The organism is Qipengyuania vulgaris (genome assembly GCF_009827325.1).
Classification (GTDB): Bacteria; Pseudomonadota; Alphaproteobacteria; order Sphingomonadales; family Sphingomonadaceae; genus Qipengyuania; species Qipengyuania vulgaris.
This window is the reverse complement of record NZ_WTYC01000007.1, coordinates 38,618-51,085: the sequence shown is the minus strand read 5'-3', so window position 1 is coordinate 51,085 and position 12,468 is coordinate 38,618. Positions and strand designations below refer to the sequence as shown.

The following is a 12,468-nucleotide window of genomic DNA, read 5'->3' as shown; positions in this document are numbered from 1 at the left end:
CCGAAAATGAGGTGTCCTACCGAACCATCAGCACTGGGGCCTTTACCGTGCGAACCATTTCGGTCGTTGTGCTCCCCACGATCATGCGGCGGATTGGCGAATGACCATAAGCGCCCATTAGAAGTAGCGGGTTGTCGGTCGAGGCAACCACTCCCGGGATGACCTTTTCTGCCTTTCCGCGTTCCACGACCGAGGTTACCGGGTGGTCGGATGCGAAGACTGCCTCAGTCTTATCCAGTTGTCGGCGTTTCGTGTCGCTGTTCGCTTCTGCCATCACAATCGTCACCGGCAGTCCCTCAAACAGCGGAGAATTCGCGAGCCGCTCCAGCGCACGTTCGGCAGCCGGGCTCGCGTCGTAGGCAAAGACGATATGCTTCGGTTCCGAATACTCACGAGAGGCGACCAGCACAGGCTTGGCGCTGGCCCTGACCACGCGCTCGATAGTCGAGCCAATATGGTCTGAAGCATATTCATGCCCCACGCCGCGTTTGCCCATCACGACTACGCGTGCATGATCTTCGCGCTCGAGGATCGTCTCGATCACTCCGCCATGGCGGTGCAGCGTCGAGATATCGGTCATGCCCGCCTCGCGCAGCAGCTGTTCTCCTGCAGCCAGAAGAATACGGCCTTTCTCGATCTCGGTGCGGCTGCCTTCTTCCGACAAGCGGACAAGCTCTTCCATCAGGTCGCTTTTGACGCCCAGACCGATGGCACCCGACAGGTCCCTGCGCGCTGTGATCGGATCCTGCCTTTGAACGACATGAAGCAGTTCGACCGGCAGTGACAACCGCCTGGCAGCCCATCCGGCATAGCCGCAAACGCTGGTGGCATACGCCGAGGCGTCGATCGCCGCGAGGAGGTTTTCCATTGCTGTCGCTCCCATCAGTGTCCTCCCAGCTGCGCTTCTGCGCCGGGTTTGTCATGAATAGCATACCGCTCGATCATCACGGCGCTTTCCTCGTTCAGGCCGAGGACCTCGACGATCGTGCCTTCGCGGCGGAACTTGAGGATCGCCTTGTCGAGCGTGCCCACCGCCGAAATGTCCCAGAAGTGCGCGCGGCTCACGTCGATCACCACACGGTCGAGCACTTCCTTGTAATCGAAAGCGTCCACGAACCGGTCGGAGGAGGCGAAGAACACCTGGCCCTCGATGCGATAGGTGCGCGTTGTCCCGTCCGCTGACAGCTCGGTGTTGACCGTGAACAGCCGCTTCACCTTGCTGGCAAAGAACAGGCCCGAGAGTATCACGCCAGCGAGAACTCCTTGGGCGAGGTCATGCGTCCATACCACCACTACGACGGTCACGATCATCACCACAGATGACTGCCACGGGTTGGTGCGGATGTCCTTGATTGAACGCCATGAGAAAGTGCCGATCGAAACCATGATCATGACCGCGACCAGTGAAGCCATGGGGATGATCGCGACCAGCGGGCCGAGCACCAGCAGCAGGAACAGCAGGAAGACACCCGAAACGAAGGTCGACAGCCGCGTCTCGCCGCCCGATTTCACGTTGATGACCGATTGGCCGATCATAGCGCAGCCACCCATTCCGCCGAGGAAGCCGGTGAAAAAGTTGGCGATGCCCTGACCCTTCATTTCCTGCTGCTTGTCAGAGCCCGTATCGGTAAGATCGTCGACAATCTGTGCGGTTAGCATGGACTCCAGCAAGCCCACTGCCGCCATCGTTGCCGAATAGGGCAGGATGATCTGCAGCGTTTCTAGGGTAAACGGAACGTCGGGGATTAGCCAAGATGGCAGCGAAGAGGGTAATTCGCCCATATCGCCCACCGTCCGCACATCCATGCCCATGTAGTAAACGACCGCCGTCAGGATCACGATCGCCACCAGCGGCGAAGGGACAGCCTTGGTCAGGCGCGGCAGGAGGTAGATCACTGCCAGACCCGCTGCGACCAGCACATAGGTCAGCATCGGCACGCCGGTCAGTTCGGGCAATTGCGCGATGAAGATCAAGATCGCGAGGGCGTTTACGAAACCGGTAATCACCGAGCGCGAGACATACTGCATCAACAGGTGAAGTCTCAGAAAACCAGCGATGACCTGGATAACGCCCATCAGGATCGTGGCGGCGAAGAGGTACTCGACGCCATACTGCTGAATGAGCGGGAGAACGAGCACGGCAATAGCCGCGGTCGCTGCCGAGATCATGCCCGGGCGCCCACCAACAAGTGAAATGATTACGGCGATCGAAAAGGATGCGTAGAGACCGACGCGCGGATCGACCCCGGCGATGATCGAAAAGCCGATTGCTTCTGGAATGAGCGCAAGCGCGACGACGATACCCGCGAGAATGTCGCGCCGGGGATTGGAAAGCCATTCGCGCTTCAGCGCGGAAATATCGAACATGTGAACCCTAACACGACTCACACGACCGGCACGGCGCTATCGGGCGCCGCTCAGCTGCGAACACGATGTGCGGCAATGAAAAGCCGGTCTGAAAGGTTGTCCCGGGGATAGGCGCCGGGCCGAGCCACCCGGCGCGGCCGGGTCCGACGGAAGCGCCGCAGTAACGGCAACTCGAAAATGTTGCAAGTGCGAACACTCCTTCCGTTGGCCGCTATCAACTGCGTCGTGATGATTTACGCCCAGCAGCTGGCAAACGTCAGGACGTGCGTATGAACACGCTTCCCGGGTCCCTCTCCTTGTAACCCCCGCATCGCCGCCCCATCTTAGACCTAGCTACCAGTCGCAATCGACGGTCCCGAGGGCAAGTTGTCCTCCCTTCCTTTCCCTTTCGTCTCTTAGCCCCGCGCACAAGCGGTCGCTTTTGAGCGCCTGCGCGAAATCGAAGGAATTTCATCATGACCCATTTCGGCAAGATCAAGGATTACGACGCCGGCAAGGGCAGCGGCACGATCACCCCTGAAAAGGGTGGCGATGCGCTCGATTTCGCCAAGGCCGATCTCCAGCAGGAAGCTGCCGAGCCCAAGTCGGGCCAGCGTTTCGGCTATGAGACCAAACAGGTCGATGGCGGCAAGGCCCATGCAATCAACCTGCGCCAGCAGGAGCAGGGCGGTTCCGAAAAGGCCAATCAGGCCAAGCAGCAGCAGGGCTGAACGTTGGGGGGGCTCAGGGCGCGCATCATGCGCGTCCGGGGTCCCGCCCGCTTCGCCCGCACGCTGCGATAGTGCAGGTTTCAGGGAAAGGGGAAAGGTCATGGACCTCAATGAATTGCTCCACGCTCACCAGGTCTCGGTCATGAAGGCCAGCGCCTCCGGCGACGACAAGGGCCGCGACGATCACTTCGCCAAGGTTGCCCTCTATGCCGAGCGCATCGGCGACTTGCGCCAGCTGCGCGAGCAGGCCGGTTCCGCGAACCGTCTCGCATCGCCTGAAACCATCATCTACGGCTCCTATTCCGGTGAAACGCTGGAAGAGCCTGCGCCCGCAACGGTCGCTTCGTGGGAAGACGAGGGCGGGGCGCTCGATCCGCCCGAGCCGCTAGTGCCCGCAGGGATCGTGACGAGCCTGCACCGCGCCTATCACGTCGGCCCCTATGTCTATCAGGACCTCGGGCTTGCGGTGGCGGAGCACAAGCGCCAGCTGTCGGCGGCGGACGATGTCTCGCACCCTTGACCAATCCCCCCTCCATCAGTAAATGCGCGCCCATCCGGTGTAGGATTCGTCCAACAGCGGTCAGATAGAGCTGAACATTGCCGGTCATGTCCCGGGAGCCTGTCGCAGATGCGCAAGCATATGGCGATCGGGCTCTTTTCTATTGCAGCGAGCCTGTCCCTTTGGGGACGCTTTCGTAGACGAAAGCTTGGGCCGTTCGGGGCAGCCGTCAAAGTAACCCGGTGGCCGTGTGGCCGCGGGTGGAGCGTTTCAGGCTCGTGCGATCAAGCCGCCCAGGTGCCCTTTGCGGCGTCTCGCGCAGCGATTGCCCGAACCTAGACACCACCTGCAGCCACTAGTCGTCACCTCCACACGGTGAAGAGAGAACTCATGCCGACGATCAACCAGCTGGTCCGCAAGGGCCGCGTTCCGCAGAAGGCCAAGTCCAAGGTCCCTGCGATGGAACAGAACCCGCAGAAGCGCGGTGTTTGCACCCGCGTCTATACGACGACCCCGAAGAAGCCGAACTCGGCTCTGCGTAAAGTTGCCAAGGTCCGCCTGACCAACCAGCGCGAAGTCATCTCCTACATCCCGGGCGAAGGCCACAACCTGCAGGAGCACAGTGTCGTGCTCATCCGCGGCGGCCGTGTTCGCGACCTTCCCGGCGTTCGCTACCACGTCCTTCGCGGCGTGCTCGATACGCAGGGCGTGAAGGATCGCAAGCAGTCGCGCTCGAAGTACGGCGCGAAGCGTCCGAAGTAATCCACGGGACTTAGGAGATAATCAATGAGTCGTCGTCGTCGTCCCGAGAAGCGGGAAATCCTGCCTGATCCGAAATTCAACGATCAGGTCCTTTCGAAATTCATGAACAACCTGATGTATGACGGCAAGAAGGCCGTTGCTGAAGGCATCGTCTACACCGCGCTCGAAACCGTCGAGAACAAGGCCAAGGCGAACCCGGTCGAGGTGTTCCACACCGCGCTGGAAAACATCAAGCCGCAGGTCGAAGTGCGCAGCCGCCGTGTCGGCGGTGCCACTTACCAGGTGCCGGTCGAGGTGCGCCCCGAGCGTGCCCAGGCGCTGGCGATCCGCTGGCTGATCTCGGCCGCGCGTGGCCGTCCGGAAACCACCATGGCTGCACGCCTCTCGGGCGAAGTGATGGATGCCTCCAACAACCGCGGCAATGCCGTGAAGAAGCGCGAAGACGCCCACCGCATGGCGGAAGCGAACCGCGCCTTCTCGCACTACCGCTGGTAAGGCGTTCCGTTTGCGGGGCCGGGGAGCGATCCCCGGCCTCGAAACGGTCATATTAATCCCTACATGGGGGCCGAGCTAGCTCACCCCCGACTTACGAGGAATTCCACATGGCCCGCGAATATCCGCTGGAGCGGTACCGCAACATCGGCATCATGGCTCACATCGATGCCGGCAAGACCACCACGACCGAGCGTATCCTCTACTACACCGGCAAGTCCTACAAGATCGGCGAAGTCCACGACGGCGCCGCCACCATGGACTGGATGGAGCAAGAGCAGGAACGCGGCATCACCATCACGTCCGCCGCGACGACGACCTTCTGGTCGGCCGAGGACGGTGAAGGTCCCAAGCACCGCATCAACATCATCGACACCCCCGGCCACGTCGACTTCACCATCGAAGTCGAACGCTCGCTGCGCGTGCTCGACGGCGCGGTAGCCGTCTTCGACGGCGTCGCCGGCGTAGAACCCCAGTCCGAAACCGTCTGGCGCCAGGCCGACAAGTACGGCGTGCCTCGCATGTGCTTCGTTAATAAGTTGGACCGCACCGGTGCCGACTTTTATTACTGCGTGCAGTCGATCATCGACCGCCTCGGCGCGAAGCCGCTCGTGCTGTATCTCCCGATCGGCGCGGAGAGCGATCTGAAGGGCGTCGTCGACCTCGTGAACAACCGCGGCATCGTCTGGGAAGACGACGGCCTCGGCGCGACGTTCAACTATGTCGACATCCCCGCCGAGCTCGCTGACAAGGCTGCCGAATATCGCGAAATGCTGATCGAGACCGCCGTCGAACAGGACGACGACGTGATGGAACAATATCTCGAAGGTAACGAGCCCGACGCGGCGACGCTCAAGCGTCTCATCCGCAAGGGCACCATGGCGCGCGACTTCGTTCCCGTGCTGTGCGGTTCGGCGTTCAAGAACAAGGGCGTCCAGCCCCTGCTCGACGCGATTGTCGACTACATGCCGTCGCCGCTCGACGTTGCCGCCATCAAGGGCGTTCTGCCCGACAGCGACGAAGAGCAGACCCGTCCTTCGAGCGACGAGGCACCGTTCTCCGCGCTGGCGTTCAAGATCATGAACGACCCGTTCGTCGGCTCACTGACTTTCACCCGCATCTATTCGGGCCAGCTCTCGAAGGGCTCGGTGCTGAACTCGGTGAAGGACAAGAAGGAAAAGATCGGCCGCATGCTGCTGATGCACTCGAATAACCGCGAGGACATCGATGAAGCATTCGCCGGCGACATCGTCGCCATCGCAGGTCTGAAGGAAACCACCACCGGCGACACGCTTTGTGCGTCGAACGCTCCGATCATTCTCGAGCGTATGGAATTCCCCGAGCCGGTGATCGAACTTTCGGTCGAACCGAAGACCAAGGCCGACCAGGAAAAGATGGGTGTCGCGCTCAACCGCCTGGCAGCCGAGGATCCGAGCTTCCGCGTCACCACCGACCACGAATCCGGTCAGACGATCATCAAGGGAATGGGCGAGCTTCACCTCGACATCCTCGTCGATCGCATGAAGCGCGAATTCAAGGTCGAAGCCAATGTCGGTGCACCGCAGGTCGCTTATCGCGAATACCTCGGCAAGCCGGTTGACGTGGACTACACCCACAAGAAGCAGTCGGGTGGTTCGGGTCAGTTCGGCCGCGTCAAGGTCAAGGTTACTCCGGGCGAACGTGGCCAGGGTTTTGTCTTTGAGGACAGCATCAAGGGCGGCAACATTCCGAAGGAATACATCCCGGCAATCGAGAAGGGTTTCCGTGAGCAGGCCGAAAGCGGCCATCTCGTCGGCTTCCCGATTATCGATTTCACCGTGGAACTGTATGACGGTGCCTATCACGACGTCGACTCAAGCGCGATCGCGTTCGAAATTGCCGGTCGTGGTGCCATGCGTGAAGTGGCGGACCGTTCCGGCATCAAGCTGCTCGAGCCGATCATGAAGGTTGAAGTCGTGACTCCTGAGGATTACCTCGGCGACGTCATCGGCGACCTCAACTCGCGTCGTGGCCAGATCCAGGGCACCGACACGCGCGGCAACGCTCAGGCGGTTGAAGCCAACGTGCCGCTCGCGAACATGTTCGGTTACGTTAACGAACTGCGCTCCTTCACTCAGGGGCGAGCACAATACTCGATGCAGTTCAGTCATTATGACGAAGTTCCGGCCAACGTGGCGCAGGAAGTCAAGGAGAAGCTTGCGTAAGCGAGCCGACAGGTCTAGGGGCGGCGCCTGATTCAGCGGGCGCCGTTTCCTCCCCGCAGAAATCCCAATTTTAAGACAGAGGTTATTGTAAAATGGCGAAGGAAAAATTCGAGCGTAACAAGCCGCACGTTAACGTCGGCACCATCGGTCACGTTGACCACGGCAAGACCACGCTGACCGCGGCGATCACCAAGGTCATGGGTTCGGCCGTTGATTTCGCCAACATCGACAAGGCTCCCGAAGAGCGTGAGCGCGGCATCACCATCTCGACCGCGCACGTCGAGTACGAAACCGACAACCGTCACTACGCCCACGTCGACTGCCCAGGTCACGCCGACTATGTTAAGAACATGATCACCGGTGCTGCCCAGATGGACGGCGCCATCCTGGTCGTGAACGCTGCTGACGGCCCGATGCCGCAGACCCGCGAACACATTCTGCTTGCTCGCCAGGTCGGCGTCCCGCAGCTGGTTGTTTACCTGAACAAGGTCGATCAGGTCGATGACGAAGAAATCCTCGAGCTCGTTGAACTCGAAGTCCGCGAACTCCTGAGCTCGTACGATTTCGATGGCGACAACATTCCGATCATCAAGGGTTCGGCTCTGGCTGCACTCGAAGGTCGTGATGAAGAAATCGGCGAAAACTCCATCAAGGAACTGATGGCTGCGGTTGACGATTACATTCCGACTCCGGATCGCCCGGTCGACAAGCCGTTCCTGATGCCGATCGAAGACGTGTTCTCGATCTCGGGTCGCGGTACGGTTGTCACTGGCCGTGTCGAAACCGGCATCGTGAATGTTGGCGACGAATGCGAAATCGTCGGCATCAAGGACACCACCAAGACGACCGTGACCGGCGTCGAAATGTTCCGCAAGCTGCTCGATCGCGGTGAAGCGGGTGACAACATCGGTGCCCTGATCCGCGGTGTGGCTCGTGAAGATGTCGAGCGTGGCCAGGTTCTGGCCAAGCCCGGCACCGTTAACCCGCACACCGAGTTCTCGGCAGAAGTCTACGTCCTTTCGAAGGACGAAGGTGGGCGTCACACGCCGTTCTTCGCGAACTATCGTCCGCAGTTCTACTTCCGCACCACCGACGTGACCGGCGAAGTGATCCTTCCCGAAGGCACCGAAATGGTCATGCCGGGCGACAACGTGACGATTGACGTCAAGCTGATCGCGCCGATCGCTATGGACGAAGGTCTGCGTTTCGCAATTCGTGAAGGCGGTCGTACCGTCGGCTCGGGCGTTGTCTCGAAGATCTCGAAGTAAGCTTCGACTGTAAATTCAGTGACCCGCTCCTCCTTCTGGAGGGGCGGGTTTCTGCTATTTAGTAGGGACGTAAAGCTGCCGTCAGGCACGTTTCGTCGCTCTCGGTGACCACAAGTTCAACTTGGCGGAATTCGGGGGTTGCCAGATCCGGGTCTCCCCCGTATATGCGCGCCAACAGACGGGGATTCGTCCCCGGTAAGAGAATTCACGGAAGGTCGCCCGCATCCGGGAAACCGGGCTCGCAAGCGGGGCTGACCTTTCTTTTTGTTTGCGGACCACCTCGGTGTTCCGCTTGGCTCTTTCGCATCGGTGTAGGTAATGGAAGCACAGAATATCCGCATTCGCCTCAAGGCGTTCGACCATCGCGTTCTTGACCAGGCAACTGGTGAGATTGCAGACACCGCGCGTCGCACGGGTGCCCTTATTCGTGGTCCCATTCCCATGCCGACGCGTATCGAGAAGTTCACCGTGAACCGCGGCCCGCACATCGACAAGAAGTCGCGCGAGCAGTTCGAGGTGCGTACCTACAAGCGGTTGCTCGATATCGTGCAGCCCAACGCCCAGACCGTCGATGCGCTTATGAAGCTCGACCTCGCGGCGGGCGTTAACGTCGAAATCAAGTTGGCCTGAGCCTACTGATTTCGGTCCACCTGCCGGACCATAAACCGCAGGAAAGTTCAGGGGCGCTCGATAGCCCCGCCGGATCGCAAGATCAGGCAAGACATCGGGATACCGCCGGATTTCATCCGGGACTGCGTCCCCCGTCTGCTTCCCCAGGGGAGCAATCAGCCCGGACGGGGCACGCATCGCACAATCGGGCTGGCAAGCACCCTGGGGATGGGCCCTTGGGTGCCTCTGTTGAGGAGTTTTGACGATGCGCACAGGCGTGATCGCAAAGAAAGTCGGGATGACCCGCCTCTTCCAGGAGGACGGACGGCACGTACCCGTGACCGTTCTTTCGCTGGAAGATTGTCAGGTTACCGCACATCGCACGGAGGACCGCGACGGCTATTATGGCCTTCAGGTCGGTTCGGGCGAAGCGAAGCAGAAAAACGTGAACAAGCCGCAGCGCGAAGCGTTTGCCAAGGCCGAGGTTCCGCTGAAGATGAAGGTCGCGGAATTCCGCGTGGACAGCGAGGAAGGTCTCCTTCCCGTCGGTGCCCGCATTTCCGCCGAACATTTCGTCGCTGGCCAGAAGGTGGACATCACCGGCCACACCCAGGGCAAGGGCTTTGCTGGCGCTATGAAGCGCTGGGGCTTCGGCGGTTTGCGCGCCACCCACGGTGTCTCGATCTCGCACCGCTCGCATGGTTCGACGGGTAACCGTCAGGACCCGGGCCGCGTGTTCAAGGGCAAGAAGATGGCCGGTCACATGGGTGACCGCCAGCGTACGCAGCAGAACCTCGAGATCGTGCGCACCGATGCCGATCGCGGCCTGCTCTTCGTCAAGGGTTCCGTCCCGGGCGCGAAGAATGGCTGGCTGATGGTTCGTGATGCCGTGAAGGTTGCCATGCCGGACGATCTCCCGTTCCCAGGCGTAATGTACCGCAATCGCGAAGAGTTCGAGCACCAGGAAGCTGATGCCGGTCTCGTCGAAAGTGCAGCCGAGCACGAAGTCAGCACCGAAGTCTCCGCTGAGCAGCAGGAAAAGTTGATGCAGCAGCAGGAATCGGGTGCGGACGCCGAAACCACCACCGACGGCGCTGCCGACGGTGAAAGCAAGGAGTCCTGATCGTGAAGGTCAAGGTCCAGAAAATCGACGGTAAGGCGTCGGGCGATATCGAGCTGAACGACGATGTGTTCGGCGTCGAGCCGCGCGCCGACATCCTGCACCGCGTTGTGACATGGCAGCTCGAGAACCGTCGCGGAACCGCACGCCCCACGCGTGAGCGTTCGGACGTTGCCCGCACCGGCAAGAAGTTCGGCCGCCAGAAGGGGTCGGGCGGCGCTCGTCACGGCGATCGCGGCGCCCCGATCTTCATCGGCGGTGGTAAGGCTCATGGTGCGCGCAAGCGTGACTTCGAGCAGTCGCTTAACAAGAAGATCCGTGCGCTCGGCCTGAAGATGGCTCTTTCGAGCAAGGCGAAGGACGGCCTCATCGTCGTCGACAGCCTCGAGCTCAAGGATGCCAAGACCAAGGCGCTCAAGGGCGTGTTCGACAAGAATGGCTGGGCCGGCAAGGTCCTGATCATCGACGGCGAAAGCGTGAATGACGGCTTCAAGAAGGCTGCCGGAAACCTGCCGGGCGTCAACGTCCTGCCGGCGATGGGTGCTAACGTCTACGACATCCTGAAGCACGACACGCTGGTCCTCACGAAGGATGCGGTCGAGAAGCTGGAGGGCCGTTTCAATGGCTAAGAAGCAGGCAATCGAAGCGCGTCACTACGACGTGATCCTCGCTCCGCACATCACCGAAAAGTCGACCATGGCTTCGGAGTACAATGCGGTGGTGTTCAAGGTCGCAGGCGATGCGACCAAGCCGCAGATCAAGGAGGCTGTCGAGGCGATTTACGCCGAGCAGAAGGCCAAGGTCGTCGCGGTGAACACGATCAACGTGAAGGGCAAGACCAAGCGCTGGCGGGGCAAGCCCTACAAGCGCAACGACGTGAAGAAGGCGATCGTCACTCTCGCTGAGGGTTCGATGATCGACATCACGGAAGGTGTAGGCTGATGGCACTCAAGAATTACAAACCGACGAGCCCCGCGCGCCGCGGCCTCATCCTTGTCGACAAGTCGGGCCTGTACAAAGGCAAGCCCGTCAAGTCGCTCACGGAAGGCAAGCGCAAGACCGGTGGCCGGAACAACAAGGGCCATGTCACCTCGCGTGGCATCGGCGGCGGTCACAAGCAGAAGTACCGCTTCATCGACTTCAAGCGTCGCAAGTGGGACGTAGAGGGTACCGTGGATCGGATCGAATACGATCCCAACCGCACCGCCTTCATCGCCCTGGTGAAGTACGAAGACGGTGAGATGGCCTACATTCTCGCTCCGCAGCGTCTCGCTGTCGGCGACAAGGTTGTCGCGTCGGAGAAGACCGACACGAAGCCCGGCAACGCGATGTTGCTCGGTCAGATGCCGGTCGGCACTATCTGCCACAACGTTGAGATGAAGCCGGGCAAGGGTGGCCAGATCGCCCGTTCGGCAGGTGCCTACGTTCAGCTGGTCGGTCGCGACCGCGGCATGGTCATCGTGCGTCTCAACAGCGGCGAGCAGCGTTATCTGCGTGCCGACTGCATGGGTACCGTCGGTGCCGTATCGAATCCGGACAACCAGAACCAGAACCTGGGCAAGGCCGGTCGTCGTCGCTGGATGGGTATCAAGCCGCTGACCCGCGGTGTCGCCAAGAACCCGGTCGACCACCCGCATGGTGGTGGTGAAGGCCGGACCTCGGGCGGTCGTCATCCGGTCACTCCGTGGGGCAAGCCGACCAAGGGCGCCCGTACTCGCAAGAACAAGCAGACGGACAAGATGATCATCCGTTCGCGCCACGCGAAGAAGAAGAGGTAATCCGACATGGCTCGTTCCGTCTGGAAAGGTCCGTTCGTCGAACTCAGCCTTCTTAAGAAGGCAGAAGAGGCGCAGGACGCAAATAGCACCAAGCCGATCAAGACCTGGTCGCGCCGCAGCACCATCCTGCCCCAGTTCGTCGGTCTCACGTTTAACGTGTACAACGGCCACAAGTTCATCCCGGTCTCCGTCTCTGAAGAGATGGTTGGTCACAAGCTCGGCGAGTTCGCACCCACGCGCACTTTCCCGGGTCACGCTGCCGACAAGAAGGGTAAGCGCTGATGAGCAAGCAGAAAGCACCCCGTCGCGTTGCCGACAACGAGGCTCTGGCCGTAGGCACCACCATCCGTGGTTCCGCGCAGAAGCTGAACCTCGTTGCCGAGCTCATCCGCGGCAAGAAGGCCGAAGAGGCCCTCAACATCCTCGCCTTCTCGAAGAAGTCGATGGCTAAGGATGCCACGAAGGTTCTCGCTTCGGCGATCGCCAACGCGGAAAACAACCACAACCTCGATGTCGACGCGCTGGTCGTTGCAGAGGCTTCGGTGGGCAAGTCGATTACGATGAAGCGCTTCCACACCCGTGGTCGCGGCAAGTCGACGCGCATCCTGAAGCCGTTCAGCCGCCTTCGTATCGTCGTCCGCGAGCAGGAGGAGGCGTAA

15 protein-coding genes and 1 other annotated feature are annotated in these 12,468 nt (G+C 60.7%); of the genes, 13 read left to right on the top strand and 2 right to left on the bottom strand.

Translation table 11 applies throughout. The features are described 5' to 3' along the window. Nucleotides 1–16: 16 nt before the first annotated feature. Entirely contained in the window at nt 17–883 is an 867-nt protein-coding gene (locus GRI69_RS12640) for a universal stress protein (protein ID WP_237453099.1), read from the bottom strand. Then, nucleotides 883–2,367, bottom strand: a complete 1,485-nt coding sequence (locus GRI69_RS12635; protein ID WP_160728641.1) for a SulP family inorganic anion transporter — start codon at nt 2,365–2,367, stop codon at nt 883–885. The genes GRI69_RS12640 and GRI69_RS12635 overlap by 1 nt, the downstream gene beginning before the upstream one ends. Nucleotides 2,368–2,461: 94 nt before the next feature. Next, nucleotides 2,462–2,515: a sequence feature (sul1 is cis-regulatory element that is thought to sense ions involved in sulfur or methionine metabolism; They are found in Alphaproteobacteria), on the bottom strand. A 307-nt stretch (nt 2,516–2,822) separates the two neighbouring features. On the opposite strand from GRI69_RS12635, the gene GRI69_RS12630 reads away from it, so the two are divergent. The 13 genes from GRI69_RS12630 to rplV all read left to right on the top strand — a co-directional run bounded on the left by GRI69_RS12630 (nt 2,823) and on the right by rplV (nt 12,468). Continuing rightward, nucleotides 2,823–3,077, top strand: coding sequence for a cold-shock protein (locus GRI69_RS12630; protein WP_160728640.1), 255 nt, complete (start codon nt 2,823–2,825; stop codon nt 3,075–3,077). Between the two features lie 100 nt (nt 3,078–3,177). Continuing rightward, entirely contained in the window at nt 3,178–3,597 is a 420-nt protein-coding gene (locus tag GRI69_RS12625) for a hypothetical protein (protein WP_160728639.1), read from the top strand. A gap of 369 nt (nt 3,598–3,966) precedes the next feature. Then, nucleotides 3,967–4,338, top strand: a complete 372-nt coding sequence (gene rpsL, locus GRI69_RS12620) for a 30S ribosomal protein S12 (RefSeq protein WP_006831873.1) — start codon at nt 3,967–3,969, stop codon at nt 4,336–4,338. Nucleotides 4,339–4,362: 24 nt separating this feature from the next. Next, a complete protein-coding gene (gene rpsG, locus GRI69_RS12615) occupies nt 4,363–4,833 on the top strand; it encodes a 30S ribosomal protein S7 (RefSeq protein WP_160728638.1) in 471 nt (156 codons plus the stop codon). Between the two features lie 107 nt (nt 4,834–4,940). After that, complete coding sequence (gene fusA, locus GRI69_RS12610; RefSeq protein ID WP_160728637.1) at nt 4,941–7,034, top strand: elongation factor G; 2,094 nt, start codon at nt 4,941–4,943, stop codon at nt 7,032–7,034. A 92-nt stretch (nt 7,035–7,126) separates the two neighbouring features. Further along, the gene (gene tuf, locus GRI69_RS12605; protein ID WP_160728636.1) at nt 7,127–8,302 is read left to right on the top strand and encodes an elongation factor Tu; all 1,176 of its coding nucleotides are present in this window, start codon (nt 7,127–7,129) and stop codon (nt 8,300–8,302) included. Nucleotides 8,303–8,620: 318 nt separating this feature from the next. Further along, a complete protein-coding gene (rpsJ, locus tag GRI69_RS12600) occupies nt 8,621–8,932 on the top strand; it encodes a 30S ribosomal protein S10 (protein WP_006831877.1) in 312 nt (103 codons plus the stop codon). A 244-nt stretch (nt 8,933–9,176) separates the two neighbouring features. Further along, nucleotides 9,177–10,034 carry a 50S ribosomal protein L3 gene (rplC, locus tag GRI69_RS12595; RefSeq protein WP_160728635.1) on the top strand — a complete coding sequence of 286 codons (858 nt, stop codon included), beginning with the start codon at nt 9,177–9,179 and terminating at the stop codon, nt 10,032–10,034. Nucleotides 10,035–10,036: 2 nt separating this feature from the next. Next, on the top strand, nt 10,037–10,660 hold the full coding sequence (rplD, locus tag GRI69_RS12590; protein WP_160728634.1) for a 50S ribosomal protein L4: 624 nt from the start codon (nt 10,037–10,039) through the stop codon (nt 10,658–10,660). Further along, complete coding sequence (locus GRI69_RS12585) at nt 10,653–10,973, top strand: 50S ribosomal protein L23 (protein WP_160728633.1); 321 nt, start codon at nt 10,653–10,655, stop codon at nt 10,971–10,973. Before rplD ends, GRI69_RS12585 begins: the two co-directional genes overlap by 8 nt. Continuing rightward, nucleotides 10,973–11,809 (top strand): 50S ribosomal protein L2, encoded by an 837-nt coding sequence (gene rplB / locus GRI69_RS12580; protein ID WP_160728632.1) that lies wholly within the window; start codon nt 10,973–10,975, stop codon nt 11,807–11,809. Before GRI69_RS12585 ends, rplB begins: the two co-directional genes overlap by 1 nt. A 6-nt stretch (nt 11,810–11,815) precedes the next feature. Continuing rightward, entirely contained in the window at nt 11,816–12,091 is a 276-nt protein-coding gene (gene rpsS, locus GRI69_RS12575; RefSeq protein ID WP_160728631.1) for a 30S ribosomal protein S19, read from the top strand. Further along, nucleotides 12,091–12,468 (top strand): 50S ribosomal protein L22, encoded by a 378-nt coding sequence (gene rplV / locus GRI69_RS12570; protein ID WP_160728630.1) that lies wholly within the window; start codon nt 12,091–12,093, stop codon nt 12,466–12,468. The genes rpsS and rplV overlap by 1 nt, the downstream gene beginning before the upstream one ends.